This window comes from Streptomyces sp. 5-10 (genome assembly GCF_014712245.1).
Classification (GTDB): Bacteria; Actinomycetota; Actinomycetes; order Streptomycetales; family Streptomycetaceae; genus Streptomyces; species Streptomyces violaceusniger.
Window position 1 is genome coordinate 371594 of record NZ_JACVYG010000001.1, and the last position, 16016, is coordinate 387609.

The following is a 16016-nucleotide window of genomic DNA, read 5'->3' on the forward strand; positions in this document are numbered from 1 at the left end:
GGCGTCGGCGGGGCCGGGCGAAGAGGGTCGTGCGCACGGACACGCGTGCGGTGGAGCACCTGGCCTCATGCGCCGCCCTTGCCGTAGGGCGCGCTGGTGAACACCACCGTGTCATCGGTGCCGTCGGTCACCCAGAACCGTTGCGGCTTCTCCCCGTAGAGCGCGAAGAACGGGTCCGGCCCCCAGGCCAGCACGACCTCGTCCTTGCCGTCGTGGTCGAAGTCCCCGGCGCCGTAGAGCCTGACGGCGCGCCGCTTCTTCGGCACCTCGCGGCCGTCCACGCGGGACGGGACGGCGCGGTCGAGGGTGCGGCGGTGGGCGATCTCTCCGGGGGCGTCCGGGCGGATCGTCAGCAGTTCGGTGCCGCCGGTGCGCAGCGAGACGGCCAGTTCGTCGGTGCCGTCGCCATCGGTGTCGGCGGCGGCGAGCACATCGCCGCCCAGCGCGGGGATCCTGATCGGCTCGGGGGTCGATCCGGCCGTGCGCCGGGTGTACACGCTCACCGACTGGCTGACGTCCGCGGGTTCGGTCTCATAGCCCGGTTCGTCATTGCGGCTGCCGGTGTCGGCGACCGCCACATCCCGCTTCCCGTCGCCGTCGAAGTCGCCGAAGGCGATCGCGTTGCCCTTGCGGAGGGGGCGGCCGGTGGGGGCGAGGCCGTCCGGACCCGCCGTGAGCAGCGCGGACCTGGTCTGGTCGGCGTCGCCCTGCTCGTGCACCACCAGACCGGTGGGCCGGTCGCCGTCGATGGCGTCGGCGTACAGCTCCGCGATCTGGCCGCTGGGGCCGAGGGGGTTGGCGTACGTCTCGGTGCGGGCCGCCTCGCCGTCGCGGCCGAACGGGCCGTACAGCACGTGGAAGTCCTTGCCACTCTGGCGCACGGCGGCCAGGTCGTGGTGTCCGTCCCCGTTGAAGTCGCCCGTCGCCAGGGGCCGCGAGCTCCCGAGGCCGTCGTCGGCGTCGGCCAGCCGCACCGGAGTGGCGGGGGTTCCCCGGCGTGGCCCGCCGGGGCCGCCCCAGGCGATGTAGGGCAGCGTCTGGGTGGTGATGTGCACGCGTTCGCCACTGGCCGGGTCGCGCTCCTTGGTGGCGGTGACGATCACATCGGCGTAGCCGTCGCCGTCGAGGTCGGCGGTGGTCGCGGAGTCCATCTCGCCCGCGGTGCCCTTCCACCCGGCGCCCGTGGGGAGGCCGAGGTCGTCACGGCCGAGCACGGTGCGGACGGCGGGGTCGGGGCCCTTCGCCGAGCCGTACACATAGGCGATGCGGCGCAGGCCGCCGAGTCCCTCGTCGCCGGAGGCGATCGGGATGCTGAGCTCGGGGCGGCCGTCGCCGTTGAGGTCGTCCGCCAGCGCGCTGCCCTTGCCCCGGGGGACGGGAGCGGTCGCGGTGGGGGTGACGACGGGGGAGGCCGTGCTCTTCCCGGCCCCGTCGCCACCCTTGGTCTCGTCGTCGCCACCGCCACCGCCGCAGGCGGTGAGCAACGCCAGCGCGGCGGCGCAGAGGGTGGCGGTGGCGGGGCGGAGCCCGGTGGTGGGGGATGCCATCAGGACACGACAGCGCATCCGGTGGCGACACGCCATCGGAGAGATCATTTCGTTACGGCGCGCTCCCCGCCAGCGGATGTCCGCAGCGCAGATTCCACCGGCCCGCGCGGCCGCTGAGCTCCGTCGCGGTGAGCGGGGCGACGTCCAGCCGCCAGAAGGTGGGCGCGGGAAGGCCGAGGGCGTGGACGAGCGCGGCCCGGACCACGGCCGGTTCCACGACGGCGAGCAGCCGCGCCGCACGGGCGGGGGCGGGCGGTGCGGCCGGGGGCGGGCCTTCCCGGCGTATCTCACCGGCGGAGGTCGGCGGTGCGGCCGGTGCCGGGCTTTCCCTGCGCGTCGCACGGGCGGGTGCGGGTTGTGCCGGGTCCTCCCGCCGCGTCTCCAGCCAGGCACCGATCCGCTCCACCAGCTCCAGCAGCGTTTCGCCGCCGTGCGGCGCCGCGGCCGGGTCGGACAGCCACGCGGCCACCTCCTCCGGCGCCTCCTGCCCCACCTCGTCCAGCGAACGGCCCCGCCAGCGGCCCACGTCGAGATCGCCCAGCTCGGGCGCCACGGCGGCGTCGAGTCCCAGGGCCGTGGCGGTACCGCGGCAGCGCTCGGAGGGCGCGGTGAACGCCATGTCGTGGTGGGGCAGCGCCGTGGCCGCCGCCGCGGCCCGGCGCAATCCGGCCGCGTCCGGCGCGGCGTCGTCGAACCGCACCTGCCGCAGCGCCGCGTTGACGGCGGGCGCGACCAACGTGATCCGCACCACCCAGCCCCTCCTCATCCGCGATCCGCACCCTTCGCCCATGCCGAGGGCGCCTTCCGGGATCCGCGCCGGAGCGGCGGACGACCGTCGCGCCCACCGTCTCATGGCGGAGACACCGGCGTGACCCGGGTGGCGGATCGCGCCACCCGGCAAGCCCAGCCGCGGATGCACATGGCCATGAACCCCGACACGGTGGAGATATCGGACATCACCGACCCGTTTGGGGTGCTGTGGTATGCGCGTGACCGGACTTGGGCATGCTGGGCTGTTCATCGAGACCGCGGCGGGGTCGGTGCTCTGCGATCCATGGGTCAACCCCGCCTTCTTCGGCTCCTGGTTTCCCTTCCCCGACAACACCGATCTGGACTGGGCGCACTACGGGCGCGCGGCGGACTATCTCTATGTCTCCCATCTCCACCGCGACCACTTCGACGCGGAGAACCTGCGCCGGAGCGTACGCAAGAACGTCACCGTGCTGCTTCCGGCCTTCGCCACCGATGAGCTGGAACGCGAGCTGAGCGCGCTCGGTTTCACCAACTTCCTCCGCGTCCCCTCCGGGACACCGGTCGAGCGCGACGGTCTGCGCATCATGATCACCGCGCTGACCGGCCCCGGGGACGGACCCATCGGAGACTCCGCGCTCTCGCTGGACGACGGCCGGACCGTGCTGCTCAACCAGAACGACGCCCATCCGCTGGACATCGCGGCGATCCGGGAGTTCGGCGAGGTGGACGCGTACTTCGTCCAGTTCTCCGGGGCGATCTGGTACCCGATGGTGTACCAGCTGCCGCTCTCCGCCAAGAAGGAGTTCGCCGCGCGCAAGCGGCAGGGACAGTTCGAGCGGGCGCTGCGCTACATCGACGCGGTGGAAGCCAAGCATGTGTTCCCCAACGCGGGCCCGCCGTGCTTCCTGGACGACGAGCTCTTCGAGCACAACGGCACCGGTCAGGACGGGGAGAGCATCTTCGTGGACCAGCTGGAGTTCCTGCGCCGGCTGGGCCGGGCGCGCCCGCGGGTGACGGCGCATCTGCTGCTGCCGGGTACGGTGGCGGAGCCGGAGGGCACCGCGTGCAAGCTCACCCACCGCTACACCGAGACGGAGATCGAGCACATCTTCGGCGAGAAGCCCGCGTACCTGCGGGAGTTCGCCCGCCGGCAGCAGCCCGCGCTCGCCGCCGAGCGCGCCTCACGGTCACCCGCACTGCCGCGCGAGCGGCTGCTGGCCGAGCTGAAGCAGTGGTGGGAACCGCTGCTGACCAGGGCCGACCGGATCTGCGCGGGCGTCGGCGGCCCGGCGCGGCTGGATGTGGGCGAGGTGCCGATCGTGATCGACTTCCCGGCGCGGGAGGTCCGCCTCTGGGACGGTGAGCGCTGCCGCTACACGCTCTCCACCTCGGCCGATCTGGTGGCCACCAACATCGAGCGGCGCGAGGTGGACTGGTCCAACAGCCTGCTGCTGTCGATGCGGTTCACCGCCAGCCGGATCGGGCCGTACAACGAGTTCCTGTATGTGTTCTTCAAGTGCCTGTCGATGGAGCGCATCGAGTACGTGGAGAACTACTACGACTCCTGCCAGGACGACGGCCAGGACATCGTGCTGGACGGCTGGCGGGTGCAGCGGCGCTGTCCCCATCTGCGGGCCGATCTCGGCCGGTTCGGGCAGATCGAGGGCGAGGTGCTCACCTGCACCCTGCACGGCTGGCGCTACGACCTGACCACGGGCCGCTGTCTGACCGCGGACGGACACGACATCCGCGCCTCGGCCGTGTCGTGACCCGCCGGGCCGGGCCGTGACCCCCGCCGGGCCGGGCCGTGGCGGCGATCGCCACCACGGCCCGCCGAGTTGCCCTGGAGCGCTCTTCAACTCCTAGCGTCGGCGCACGTCACGACACGACCGACGCAAGGGGACCACCGTGCGCTGCACACTGTTCGGCAGGACCGGCCTCCGGGTGAGCGAGCTGAGCCTGGGCGCCATGACCTTCGGCGAGGACTGGGGCTGGGGGGCCGCCAAGGAGACCAGCCGGCGGCTGCTGGACCGCTACGCGGAGGCGGGCGGCAACTTCGTCGACACCGCCAACAACTACACCGGCGGCAGTTCGGAGGCCATTCTCGGCGAGCTGCTCCAGGGCCGCCGGGACAGCTTCGTCCTGGCCAGCAAGTACACCTGCGCGACCCGCGCGGGCGATGTGAACGCGGCGGGCAATCACCGCAAGAACCTGGTCCGTTCGGTGGAGGACAGCCTGGAGCGGCTGCGCACCGACCGCCTCGATGTCCTGTGGGTGCACGCCCGGGACAACTTCACCCCCGTCGAGGAGGTGATGCGGGCGCTCGACGATCTGGTACGGGCCGGAAAGGTGCTGTACATCGGGGTGTCCGACTGGCCCGCCTGGGAGATCGCCCAGGCCAACACGCTCGCCGAACTGCGCGGCTGGACCTGCTTCGCGGGCTCGCAGCTCCGTTACAACCTGCTGGAGCGCACCCCCGAGCGCGAACTCCTCCCGCAGGCGCGCGCCTTCGACCTGGCCGTGCTGGCGTGGGGCCCGCTCGCGGGCGGCAAGCTCACCGGCAAGTACCGCCGTGGTGAACCGGGACGGCTGACCACCCACGCCACCTGGGACGACCGCACGGAACACAACGAGGAGGCCACCATCACCGCGGTGCTGGAGATCGCCGAACAGGGCGGCTGGACCCCGGCCCAGGTGGCGCTGGCCTGGCTGCGCGGCCGCCCCGGCACCGTGGTCCCGATCGTCGGCGTCACCCGGGAGTCCCAGCTCGCCGACGCCCTCGGGTCCGTCGACGTCCGGCTCGACGCCGCCGCGGTGGCGCGACTGGACGAGGTCAGCGCGGTGCCGCTGGGCTTCCCGCACGACTTCGTACGGGACCCGGGCATCACCGAGAACATCTACGGCGACCGCTGGGCCGAGATCGACGACCGCCGCTCCACCCACCGCCGCGCCACGAGCGGAATCCTCTAGGGGGTGTCCGACGGGTCTCGACGCCTGGGGCGGGCTGTTCCCCTCCCCGCCCCTTCCCTCAGCTGGAGCTCCGCCCCAGGCCCCGGGGTGCGGGGGCGAAGCCATCTGCCACGCGGCGGCCACCCCGTAGGAGCGCGTTCGGCGGCAGCGCGCGCCGCGCCCTGGTGGCACGGGCCGTCCCTACGATGGGTGGGGCCAGCGACGACCGGTACGACAGGAGCGATCCGCCATGCCCGAGGCCCCGAAGCCGACCGGCTCCCCCGCCCGCCAGAACGTCACCTTCCCCAGCGCCGGGGCCACCGCGCACGGCTATCTGGCGCTGCCGACGTCCGGGCAGGGCCCCGGGTTGATCGTCATCCAGGAGTGGTGGGGCCTGGACCACCACATCGCCGATGTCACCGACCGGCTGGCCGCTGAGGGCTTCGTCGCGCTGGCGCCCGATCTGTACGGGGGCAGCGTCGCCCATAACGCCGACGAGGCGTACCGGATGATGCGGGAACTGCCGGTGGGCCGCGGGGTCGAGTTGCTCTCCGGGGCGGTGGACCATCTCCTCGGCCGGCCCGAGGTCACCTCCGCCACCGTGGGGGCGGTCGGCTTCTGCATGGGCGGCGGCTTCGTGCTGTATCTGGCCGCCGCCGATTCCCGGGTCAGCGCGGCGGTGCCCTTCTACGGCGTCATCCAGGGCGAGCTGCCGGACTTCTCCGGACTGCGGGCCGACATCCTGGGCCATTTCGGGGAGAACGACAACTCCATTCCGCTGGACGGTCTGGAGCGGCTGCGCCGGGTCGTGCGGGAGGAGTCCGGCGTGGAGCCGGATTTCCGGCTCTACCCCGCGAGTCACGCCTTCTTCAATGACGAGCGCCCGTCCTATCACGCGGAATCCGCGGCATCCGCCTGGCGGAGCACGCTGGGCTTCCTGCACCAGCGGCTGGACTGATGAAATCGGCTTGCCCCGGAAAGGGCCTTAAGGCTTCATGAAGCCTTAAGGCCCTTTTAAGGTCGGGCCCGGAGAACCCACCGCCGTTCAATTCTCAACCACATTTCCCCGAAAAATTTCCGTCCGGCCCTGAGACGACTCCGGCATCCGCCCGTATGCCATGGCGGACAGCTCGAAAAGGAGTCGACATGACACGCAAAAGGACACTCAGCGGCAAGAAGAAGCTCGGCCTGCTGATCGGTTCGCTGGCGCTGGCGGGCACCGGCGCCGGGGTGCTGGCCGCCACCAGCAACGCCAGCACCGAGGGGGCGGCGCAGTCCTCGACGGCCTGCGCCGGGCTGGAGCAGGCGCTGGCCAACAACGAGAAGTTCATCGCCGATCAGCAGGCCAACCCGGATGCGCAGTCACCGGCGCGGATAGCCAACCGGCAGGACGTCATCGAGGAGATCAAGCGGAAGCAGCGGGCTTCGGGCTGCGCCGTCGACGAGGCCGCGGGCCAGGCGGAGGGGGCCGCGGGCCAGGACGAGGCGGCGGCCCCGGCCGAGGGCGGCGCCTCCGCATCGGCCTCCGCATCGGCGGGGGCCTCGGACTCCGGGGCCGGTGACGCCGGCGCCTCGGGCGAGGTCGTCTGCGCGGGGTCGACCGTCACCCTGTCCGGCGAGGGCGGGGCCCCGGCCGCCTCCAGCAATGAGTTCCCGGTCGGCACCAAGCTCAAGGTGACCAACCTCGACAACGACAAGTCGACAACCGTCTCCGTCACCTCGACCTCGGGCAGCTGCGCCCTGCTCAACAACGCCGCCTTCGAGCAGGTCCGTGAGCCGGGCAAATTCCTGATCCGCAACGCGCGCATCGAACGCGTGGGCTGATCCGGCCACACCGGCCGCCGCGCGGCGGCCGCGGCCGGTGTGCCACGGGGGTGCACACCGGCCGTTCGGCGGTCCGTCCCGCATGGGCGCGAACCGCCGATCTGGGCACCATGTCCGACTGTGACCGGTATCGCAGGGTGAGGCCGCCACACCTGGGTACCCACTCGCCATGGACAGAAATGAGCAGCCGATGCTCACTCCCGATCTGCCGCCGGTCGTCGACGTACCGGACCTGACCTTCCCCCCTCAGGGACGTCACTCCGATGAGTCGAAGCGCGCGGCGGAGCGGAACGGTGACAAGGAAACCCCCACCTCCGCCCCCACCCCCTCCCCGGAGCAGCGCCGCTTGGCGGCGTGACGGACGAACCCCCAGCCCGCGACCGATCCCCTCGCGTCGCCGCCCCGACGGCCGGAGCCGCCGGGATGATCTCGCGTACTCCCCGTGTTGTTCATCGGCACGGGGAGACGCAAGGCGAGTCTTCGCACACGAGACGAGGGGACGGACATCATGCCGTTGCAGGGTGAGTACGAGCCGAGCCCGGAGAAGTTCGTACGCGATCAGGTCGAGCTGATCGAGAGCTCCGGTGGCACCGAGGGCACGACCATGCGGGGCATGCCCGTGGTCGTCCTGACGACGCTGGGCGCGAAGAGCGGAAAGATCCGCAAGACCCCGCTGATGCGGGTGGAGCACAACGGCACCTACGCGGTCGTCGCCTCGCTGGGCGGCTCCCCCAAGCACCCGGTCTGGTACTACAACATCGTGGCCGACCCGCGGGTCGAGCTGCAGGACGGCCCGCTGCGGCAGGACATGACCGCGCGCGAGGTCACCGGCGAGGAGAAGGCCCGGTGGTGGAAGCGCGCGGTCGAGGCGTACCCGGACTACGCCGACTACCAGACCAAGACCGACCGCCAGATCCCGGTCTTCGTGCTGGAGCCGGCCGCCACCCCGCACTGACCCGCGGGTCCCGGCGCGCTCCGGCGCGCCGGGGCGCCTGTGGATCACCGGGAGCCCCCATGTGATCGACGTCAAAGCATGCCTGTTGGATAGATCGGGTAGCCGGGAGCCGACCCGGAATCCGTACCCCAAGGAAGTGCGCCACATGACCACGACAGACACATCAGACTTCGCGCCGATCTACGACAGCCTCGTGGCGGAGCACGGCGACGTCCCCGCGGAGGCCCGGGAGGCGGCCGAGGAAATCCAGCGCGAGGCCGCCGAGGCCCTGGACTGGAGCAAGGTGCGCGGCGGCGGCTGACGCACCCCGGCCCCGTCGCCCGGGGCCACCGCATCCGGCTCCATGAGCGGCCGTCCGTCATCTGCCCGGAAGGCCGCTCGACGCCCCTCACCTTCGATAAGCTGCCGACGACGCACTGTGCTTGATGGCGTCGACACTTATCTCACGAGGGGAAACAGTTGACTACAGGGGTCGAGACTTTCGAGTTTCAGGTCGAGGCACGACAGCTTCTGCAGTTGATGATCCATTCGATCTACTCGAACAAGGACGTCTTTCTGCGCGAGCTCATCTCCAACGCGTCCGACGCGCTGGACAGACTGCGCCTCGAATCGCTCCGCGACGAAAGCCTTCAGGCGGACACCTCTGATCTCCATATCGCCATCGAGATCGACCAGGAGTCACGCACGCTGACCGTCCGCGACAATGGCATCGGCATGTCGCATGACGGGGTCGTGGAGCTCATCGGCACGATCGCGAACTCCGGCACCGCGAAATTCCTCAAGGAGCTGCGGGAGTCGAAGGACGCGGCCGCTTCCGCGGATCTCATCGGGCAGTTCGGGGTGGGCTTCTACTCCAGCTTCATGGTGGCCGACGAGGTGACCATGGAGACCCGTCACGCCGGGGAGAGCCAGGGCACCCGCTGGGTCTCCAGCGGCGAGGGCACCTACACGATCGAGCCGATCGACGACGCCCCCCAGGGCACCTCCGTGACGCTGAAGCTCAAGCCGGAGGACACCGAGGACCACCTCTACGACTACGCCTCGCCCTGGAAGATCCGGGAAATCGTCAAGCAGCACTCGGACTTCATCACCTGGCCGATCAGGATGGCCCCCGCCCAGGCCCCGGCCACCACGGACGCGGAGAAGGCGGAGGAGGGCGAGGAGAAGGCGCCCGAGCTCGAGACCGTCAACTCGATGAAGGCGCTGTGGGCCCGTCCCAAGGACGAGGTCACCGACGAGGAATACCACGAGTTCTACAAGCACATCAGCCACGACTGGGTCGATCCGCTCGAGACCATCCGCATGCAGGCGGAGGGCACCTTCGAATACCAGTCGCTGCTGTTCATTCCGGCCCGGGCACCGCAGGACCTGTATATGCAGGACCGCAAGCGGGGTGTGCAGCTCTATGTGAAGCGCGTCTTCATCATGGACGACTGCGAAGCGCTGATGCCGGAGTACCTCCGCTTCGTCAAGGGCGTGGTGGACGCCGCGGACCTCTCGCTGAACGTCTCGCGGGAAACCCTTCAGCAGGACCGCCAGATTCAGCTGATGCGGCGCCGTCTGGTGAAGAAGGTGCTCTCGACGGTGAAGGACATCATGTCCTCCGACGCCGAGCGCTACGCGACCTTCTGGAAGGAATTCGGCCGCGTTCTCAAGGAAGGCCTCCTCAGCGATCTGGAGAACCGCGAGGCGATTCTCGAGGTGTGTTCCTTCGCCTCGACCCATGACGCCGAGCAGCCGACCACGCTGCGCGGCTATGTCGAGCGCATGAAGGACGGGCAGGAGCACATCTACTACATGACCGGAGAGTCCCGGTCGATCGTGGAGAGCTCGCCCCATATGGAGGCGTTCCGGGACAAGGGTTTCGAGGTGCTTCTCCTCACCGACCCCATCGACGAGCTCTGGGTCGACGCCGTGCCGGAGTTCGACGGCAAGCAGCTCCGCTCCATCGCCAAGGGGCAGGTGGACCTCGACTCGAAGGACGAGAAGGACGAGGAGGCGGAGGCCGAGCGGGAGCAGCGGCAGAAGGACTTCGCCGAATTGCTCTCCTGGATGACGTCGACGCTGAGCGAGCAGGTCAAGGAGGTGCGGCTGTCCTCGCGGCTGACCACCTCCCCGGCCTGCATCGTCGGGGACACCTTCGATGTCACCCCGGCCCTGGAGAACATCTACCGCTCCATGGGCCAGAACCTGCCCCAGATCAAGCGCATCCTGGAGCTGAACCCCACCCATCCGCTGGTCAGCGGGTTGCGCAAGGCCCACGCCGAGCGCAAGGACGACAGCGATCTCGGGGAGACGGCGGAGCTGCTCTACAGCATGGCGCTGCTCGCCGAGGGCGGTGAGCTGAGCGATCCGTCGCGCTTCATCAAGCTGGTGGCGGAGCGGGTGCAGCAGACGCTGTAGCCATTCCTTGGCGTGAAGCGGGGCGGGTCCACTCGGGACCCGCCCCGCTTCGCGTCGGTCACCGCCCGAGACAGGCCGCCGCGGAGGCGTCGATCAGCTGTCGCAGCGCGCCGTGGTAGACCTCGTGGTCGGTCTGCGCGGACACGATCACGTCCAGGTGTCCGGTGAGGGCCGGGAAGTCCTCGGGGTCCAGCGCGGCGAGCGCGGTGCGCGCGGCGGTGCGCACCTGCTTCGCGTTGCGGTGGTCGACGAAGGCGACGGCGCCGAGGGTGAGCAGATACAGCCGCCGGTAGACCCGGATCGCCGCCTCGGGCGTCATTCCGGCGGCGATGCTGTGCGCCAGCTGTGGCTCCACGAGGCGGCTGAGCAGATGCGGGCCCCACCAGGCGCGGCCCGACCGCAGCGCCACCAGCCCGGGATGTTCGATCAGCGCCTCGTAGAACGCGCGGAAGCGGGCCTCGGTGGCGGTGGCCCAGTCCTGGTCCCGTCCCACCAGCGGCATCCGCGCGGCCAGCCGGTCCGCGCACGCGTTCACCAGGCCGTCGAAGTCGCCACAGCGGCGGAAGACCGTGGCGTGGGAGACCCCCAGCAGCTGCGCCACCCTGCGGAAGCTCAGCGCCTCGGGCCCCTCGTCGTCGACGACGGTCAGGGCGGCTTCGGCGATGGCCTCCAGGGTGGGCTGGTCGGCTCGGTCCCGGTTGTTACGCACGTCCCGAGCGTACCAGTGGTTGTTACAGTGTTTCAGTGACAGTTTCCATTGAGGACGTAACCGCCGCGGCCGAGCGGGTCGCGGGACATATCCGGCCCGTGGCGCTCGCGCCGGTGGAGCAGGGGGCATGGGGTCCGGCCGAGGGATGGCTGGCCCTGGAGTTCCTTCAGTACACGGGCACCTTCAAGGCGCGGGGCGCGTTCAACTTCATCAGGGTCCACCGGGAGGCGGGCACCCTGCCGGACGCGGGTGCCATCATCGCCTCGGGCGGCAACGCCGGGCTCGCATGCGCCTGGGCGGCCGCCCGGCACTCCGTGCCCGCCACCGTGTTCGTGCCCGAGACCGCGCCCGCGGTGAAGGTGGACCGGCTGCGCCGGCTCGGCGCCGAGGTCCACCAGATCGGCACCGAGTACGCCGACGCGCGGGACGCCGCCCAGAAGCACGCCGCCGAGACCGGTGCCCTGCTCTCGCACGCGTACGACCACCCGCTGATCGCCGCCGGGGCGGGCACCGTGATGGAGGAGATCCTCCAGGCCCGGCCCGACCTGGACACCGTGGTGGTGGCGGTCGGGGGCGGCGGGCTGTTCACCGGGGTCGCGGTGTCCGCCCTGGAGCGCGGCGTGGAGGTCGTCGCGGTGGAGCCGTACGGCTGCCGGGCCCTGAACGCCGCGCTGGAGGCCGGTGCGGTGGTCGACGTCCCGGTGGACTCGGTGGCGGCGGACTCGCTCGGGGCCCGCCATGTGTCCTCGGCCGCGCTGGAGTGGGCCCGCAAGGACGGGGTGCGGTCCGTCCTGGTGTCCGACGAGGCGATCGTCTCCGCGCGCCAGGCCCTGTGGGACGACCGCAGGATCGCGGTCGAGCACGCGGCGGCCACGGCGCTGTCGGCCCTGACCTCCGGCGCGTACCGGCCGCGCCCCGGGGAGAAGGTCGCGGTGCTCCTCTGCGGCGCCAACACCGACCCCGCGGACCTCACCCACGGCCGCTGAGCGGCGTCCGACGGAGCGTGACGCCTGCGGCGCGCTGTTCCCCTCCCCGCCCCTTCCCGCTACCAGGGGCTTCGCCCCTGGACCCCGGGTCTGGGGCGGAGCCCCAGTTGTGGGAAGAGGCGGGGAGGGGAAAGACTCGGCGGACGCGCCCGTACGGCAGGCTGACCGGATGCCGTAACGGGCGGCCGTCCACCACGATGGACTACGCGCCGTCGTACGCCGCCTGGAGCGCGGCGATGTCGAGCTTGCCCATCTTCATCATCGCCTCGGTGGCCCGCTTGGCCTTCCGCGGGTCCGCGTCGCCGATCATGTCGAGCAGGACGGTGGGGACGACCTGCCAGGACACCCCGAACTTGTCCTTCACCCAGCCGCAGGGCCCCTCCTCGCCACCCTCGGAGAGCTTGCTCCAGTAGTAGTCCACCTCGTCCTGGTCCGCACAGTGGACCTGGAAGGAGATGGCCTCGTTGAAGGTGAACTCCGGCCCGCCGTTGAGCCCCACGAACTTCTGTCCGTTGGCCTCGAACTCGACGGTCAGCACGCTCCCCGCCGGGCCGCCGGGCTCGGCCCCGGTGTAGTGCGTGATCCGTCCGAGCCTGGAGTTCTTGAAGATCGAGACGTAGTGCTGCGCCGCCTCTTCGGCCCGGCCGTCGAACCACAGGCACGTGGTGAATCCGTCGCTGGCCATCGGTACCTCCTGCGCTGGGGAGCGTTTACCCATAGAGACCGCTCCCCCGCCGGGAACTCATCGGTCCTCGGCCGACCCGTTTTCCGTCAGGTAGTGGTGCAGCCGGCAGGAGCCTTCGAGCATCGCCGTGGCGCGCTGGGCGAGCCCTTCCTGACGTCGGGCGATGACCGTGCGCAGGGCCTCGCTGCTGCCCGTGCGGCGCAGCCCGTCGAGGACGGGCCGGATCTGCGGCAGCGGATAGCGGACCTGCCGCAGCAGGTCGATCATCCGGGCGTCCCGGACGTCGGACGGCCCGTAGACGCGATAGCCGGTGCTCCGGTCGCGCCGCGGGCGCAGCAGACCGGCGGACTCCCACACCCGCAGGGCCGAGGTGCGCAGCCCCAGACGTGCGGCCACCTCGCCGATGCGCAGCGGCCCGGAGCGTGACGGCACCGAGGTGTCCGGGGTCTGCTCGGCGACCGCTTCGAGCGCCTTCCCCGCCGCCTCGAGGGAGAGCCGCTGATCGTGGAGCGCGGCATGGCCGGCGTTGACCAGGGTGAGCGCCAGGGCGACGTCCCCGTCGTGGACGGCCCGCATGACCGCGCGGGCGGTCTCCGCGCCGTACCCCGGCATCAGGGCCCGATAGGTCACCAGGGCTCTGCGGTGCCGGTCGTCGAGCCTGCGGTATCCGGCGGGGGTGCGGGTGGCCGGGGGCAGGATGCCCGCGTCGACGTAGTTGCGGATCTGCTGGGTGGAGACACCCGCCATACGGGCCAGATCGACGGGGCGCAGCGCGGCGTCCGTACGGCTCACGGTTCGTCACCTTCGGATCGGGGGTTCACGGGCGAGTTGAAGGTTAGCGTCGGCTCCATCGCGGTGCGTCCGGCGGGGGTTGGGCAGAAAGCCGGGAAAAGTCTCAACGTGCACTTCAATGAAACACTTGAAGGCATGGATGTCAGCGAAATCAAGGTCCGTGGCGCCAGGGAAAACAACCTCCAGGGCGTGAGTGTGAACATTCCCAAGCAGCGGCTCACGGTCTTCACCGGTGTCTCCGGATCCGGTAAGTCCTCGCTCGTCTTCGACACCATCGCCGCGGAGTCGAGGCGGCTGATCAATGAGACCTATACGGCGTTCGTCCAGAACTTCATGCCGACCCTCGGCCGTCCGGACGTCGACTCGCTGCGGAATCTGAGCGCGGCGATCATCGTGGACCAGGAGCCGATGGGCGCCAACTCCCGTTCCACCGTGGGCACCGCCACCGACGCCCACACCCTGCTGCGGATCCTGTTCAGCCGGATCGGCAGCCCGTACGTCGGCCCTCCCCTCGCCTTCAGCTTCAACACCGCCGAGGGCATGTGTCCGCGGTGCGAGGGGCTCGGCCGGGTCACCGACATCGACATCGGCCAACTCATCGACAGGAAGAAGTCGTTGAAGGAGGGGGCGATCACCGTCCCCGGATTCGAGGTGGACAGCTGGCACTGGCAGGTTATGGCGGCCTCCGGCCTTTTCGACCCCGATACCAGGCTCCGGGACTACACCCCGGCCCAGTGGGAGGACTTCCTCCACAAACCGGCCACCAAGATCAAGGTGGGGAAGAACAACCTCACCTACGAGGGGCTGGTGACCAAGGTCCGCCGGCAGTACCTGGCGAAGGACCGGGAGACGATGCAGCCGCGCATGCGCGCGTTCGCCGACCGGGCCATGACCCTGACCGAGTGTTCCGAGTGTGAGGGCGCCCGGCTGTGCGAGGCCGTCCGGTCCTGCCGGATCGACGGCCGCTCCATCGCGGACTGCTCGGCCCTGCAGATCAGCGATCTGGCGGAGTTCGTACGCGGGATCCGGGACGATTCCGTCGGGCCGGTGCTGGAGAGCCTGCGCGCGCTCCTCGACTCACTGGTCGAGATCGGCCTGGGGTACCTGAGCCTGGACCGGGAGTCCGGCACCCTGTCCGGCGGCGAGGCCCAGCGGGTGCGGATGGTCCGGCACCTGGGCTCCAGCCTCACCGATGTCACCTATGTCTTCGACGAGCCCACGGTCGGCCTGCACCCGCATGACATCGAGCGCATGAACCGGCTGCTGCTCCAGCTGCGGGACAAGGGCAACACGGTGCTGGTGGTGGAGCACAAACCGGAGACCATCCGGATCGCCGACCACGTGGTGGACCTGGGGCCCGGCGCCGGAGTGGCGGGCGGGCGCATCTGCTACCAGGGCGATGTGGCGGGCCTGCGCGCCTCCGACACCCTGACCGGGCGCTATCTGGACCACCGGGTGCGGCTGCGGGAGAAGGTGCGGCAGCCTACCGGGCACCTGCCGGTCCGGGGCGCGCGGCTGCACAATCTGCGGGATGTGAGCGTGGACATCCCGCTCGGTGTGCTCACCGTCGTCACTGGTGTCGCCGGATCGGGCAAGAGCTCCCTGATCCACGGGTCGCTGTCCGGGCGGGAGGAGGTGATCGTCGCGGACCAGTCGGCGATCCGTGGCTCCCGCCGCAGCAACCCGGCCACCTATACGGGGCTCCTCGATCCGATCCGGACGGCGTTCGCCAAGGCCAACCGCGTCAAACCGGGGCTGTTCAGCGCCAATTCGGAGGGCGCCTGCCCGCGGTGCAAGGGCATCGGGCTGATCTACACCGATCTCGCCATGATGGCCGAGGTGGCCTCGGTGTGCGAGGACTGCGAGGGGAGGCGGTTCCGGCCCGAGGTGCTGACGTACCGGCTGCGCGGGCGGAACATCAGCGAGGTCCTGGGCATGTCGGTGGCCGAGGCGCTGGAGTTCTTCACCACCGGTCAGGCCCGGGTGATCCTGGACCGGCTGGCCGCGGTGGGGCTGGGCTATCTGGCGCTGGGCCAGCCGCTCACCACGCTCTCCGGGGGCGAGCGCCAGCGGCTGAAGCTGGCCATCCACATGGCGCGGAGCGGCACGACATACGTCCTGGACGAGCCGACCACCGGACTGCACCTCGCCGATGTGGACCAGTTGCTCGCCCTGCTCGACCGGCTTGTCGACACGGGCAACACGGTCGTCGTCATCGAGCACCACCAGGCCGTGATGGCCCATGCGGACTGGATCGTCGACATGGGTCCGGGGGCGGGGCACGACGGCGGTCAGGTGGTGTTCACCGGCACCCCCGCCGACCTCGTGGACACCGGTGGCTCCCTCACCGCCGTCCACCTGCGCGACTACGTCAAGCAGGTGTGAGGCCCCGCCCTGGTGGTCCCGCCGACGG

General features: G+C 70.6%; 15 protein-coding genes. 10 read left to right on the plus strand and 5 right to left on the minus strand.

Annotated features, from left to right (window positions below; translation table 11 throughout):
* Positions 1-65 precede the first annotated feature (65 nt).
* Both IEJ02_RS01745 and IEJ02_RS01750 read right to left on the minus strand, forming a co-directional pair.
* Positions 66-1547 (minus strand): FG-GAP-like repeat-containing protein, encoded by a 1482-nt coding sequence (locus IEJ02_RS01745; RefSeq protein WP_263407891.1) that lies wholly within the window; start codon positions 1545-1547, stop codon positions 66-68.
* 52 nt (positions 1548-1599) lie between these two features.
* On the minus strand, positions 1600-2298 hold the full coding sequence (locus tag IEJ02_RS01750) for a histidine phosphatase family protein (RefSeq protein ID WP_191062991.1): 699 nt from the start codon (positions 2296-2298) through the stop codon (positions 1600-1602).
* A 232-nt stretch (positions 2299-2530) separates the two neighbouring features.
* On the opposite strand from IEJ02_RS01750, the gene IEJ02_RS01755 reads away from it, so the two are divergent.
* The 8 genes from IEJ02_RS01755 (at position 2531) to htpG (ending at position 10431) form a co-directional block, all read left to right on the plus strand.
* A complete protein-coding gene (locus IEJ02_RS01755; RefSeq protein ID WP_191062992.1) occupies positions 2531-4069 on the plus strand; it encodes a Rieske 2Fe-2S domain-containing protein in 1539 nt (512 codons plus the stop codon).
* A 139-nt stretch (positions 4070-4208) separates the two neighbouring features.
* Complete coding sequence (locus IEJ02_RS01760; RefSeq protein ID WP_191062993.1) at positions 4209-5270, plus strand: aldo/keto reductase; 1062 nt, start codon at positions 4209-4211, stop codon at positions 5268-5270.
* A gap of 229 nt (positions 5271-5499) precedes the next feature.
* Positions 5500-6207, plus strand: a complete 708-nt coding sequence (locus IEJ02_RS01765; protein WP_191062994.1) for a dienelactone hydrolase family protein — start codon at positions 5500-5502, stop codon at positions 6205-6207.
* 188 nt (positions 6208-6395) lie between these two features.
* Positions 6396-7073: an SCO2207 family protein gene (locus IEJ02_RS01770; protein WP_191062995.1), complete on the plus strand. Its 678-nt coding sequence runs from the start codon at positions 6396-6398 to the stop codon at positions 7071-7073.
* 169 nt (positions 7074-7242) lie between these two features.
* Positions 7243-7431 (plus strand): hypothetical protein, encoded by a 189-nt coding sequence (locus IEJ02_RS01775; RefSeq protein WP_191062996.1) that lies wholly within the window; start codon positions 7243-7245, stop codon positions 7429-7431.
* Between the two features lie 150 nt (positions 7432-7581).
* Positions 7582-8028, plus strand: coding sequence for a nitroreductase family deazaflavin-dependent oxidoreductase (locus IEJ02_RS01780; RefSeq protein WP_191062997.1), 447 nt, complete (start codon positions 7582-7584; stop codon positions 8026-8028).
* Between the two features lie 145 nt (positions 8029-8173).
* Positions 8174-8329: a hypothetical protein gene (locus IEJ02_RS01785; RefSeq protein ID WP_165556222.1), complete on the plus strand. Its 156-nt coding sequence runs from the start codon at positions 8174-8176 to the stop codon at positions 8327-8329.
* Positions 8330-8487: 158 nt separating this feature from the next.
* The gene (gene htpG / locus IEJ02_RS01790) at positions 8488-10431 is read left to right on the plus strand and encodes a molecular chaperone HtpG (RefSeq protein ID WP_191062998.1); all 1944 of its coding nucleotides are present in this window, start codon (positions 8488-8490) and stop codon (positions 10429-10431) included.
* Between the two features lie 58 nt (positions 10432-10489).
* On the opposite strand, the gene IEJ02_RS01795 is transcribed toward htpG, so the two are convergent.
* Complete coding sequence (locus IEJ02_RS01795; protein ID WP_191062999.1) at positions 10490-11140, minus strand: TetR/AcrR family transcriptional regulator; 651 nt, start codon at positions 11138-11140, stop codon at positions 10490-10492.
* A gap of 35 nt (positions 11141-11175) precedes the next feature.
* Between IEJ02_RS01795 and IEJ02_RS01800 the strand changes: the two genes are divergently transcribed.
* Positions 11176-12126 (plus strand): serine/threonine dehydratase, encoded by a 951-nt coding sequence (locus tag IEJ02_RS01800; protein ID WP_191063000.1) that lies wholly within the window; start codon positions 11176-11178, stop codon positions 12124-12126.
* A gap of 202 nt (positions 12127-12328) precedes the next feature.
* Here the strand turns inward: IEJ02_RS01800 and IEJ02_RS01805 are convergent, their stop codons facing one another.
* Both IEJ02_RS01805 and IEJ02_RS01810 read right to left on the minus strand, forming a co-directional pair.
* Positions 12329-12811: a VOC family protein gene (locus IEJ02_RS01805; RefSeq protein WP_191063001.1), complete on the minus strand. Its 483-nt coding sequence runs from the start codon at positions 12809-12811 to the stop codon at positions 12329-12331.
* A gap of 57 nt (positions 12812-12868) precedes the next feature.
* A complete protein-coding gene (locus IEJ02_RS01810) occupies positions 12869-13603 on the minus strand; it encodes a MerR family transcriptional regulator (protein WP_191063002.1) in 735 nt (244 codons plus the stop codon).
* Between the two features lie 135 nt (positions 13604-13738).
* Between IEJ02_RS01810 and IEJ02_RS01815 the strand changes: the two genes are divergently transcribed.
* Positions 13739-15988, plus strand: a complete 2250-nt coding sequence (locus IEJ02_RS01815; RefSeq protein ID WP_191063003.1) for an ATP-binding cassette domain-containing protein — start codon at positions 13739-13741, stop codon at positions 15986-15988.
* Positions 15989-16016: the final 28 nt, after the last annotated feature.

Bases quoted from the DNA above. Each gene is read 5' to 3' on its own strand.
- IEJ02_RS01745 (WP_263407891.1), bottom strand. From the start codon at position 1,547: ATGGCATCCCCCACCACCGGGCTCCGCCCCGCCACCGCCACCCTCTGC.
- IEJ02_RS01755 (WP_191062992.1), top strand. From the start codon at position 2,531: ATGCGCGTGACCGGACTTGGGCATGCTGGGCTGTTCATCGAGACCGCG.
- IEJ02_RS01765 (WP_191062994.1), top strand. From the start codon at position 5,500: ATGCCCGAGGCCCCGAAGCCGACCGGCTCCCCCGCCCGCCAGAACGTC.
- IEJ02_RS01770 (WP_191062995.1), top strand. From the start codon at position 6,396: ATGACACGCAAAAGGACACTCAGCGGCAAGAAGAAGCTCGGCCTGCTG.
- IEJ02_RS01775 (WP_191062996.1), top strand. From the start codon at position 7,243: ATGGACAGAAATGAGCAGCCGATGCTCACTCCCGATCTGCCGCCGGTC.
- IEJ02_RS01780 (WP_191062997.1), top strand. From the start codon at position 7,582: ATGCCGTTGCAGGGTGAGTACGAGCCGAGCCCGGAGAAGTTCGTACGC.
- IEJ02_RS01785 (WP_165556222.1), top strand. From the start codon at position 8,174: ATGACCACGACAGACACATCAGACTTCGCGCCGATCTACGACAGCCTC.
- IEJ02_RS01805 (WP_191063001.1), bottom strand. From the start codon at position 12,811: ATGGCCAGCGACGGATTCACCACGTGCCTGTGGTTCGACGGCCGGGCC.
- IEJ02_RS01815 (WP_191063003.1), top strand. From the start codon at position 13,739: ATGGATGTCAGCGAAATCAAGGTCCGTGGCGCCAGGGAAAACAACCTC.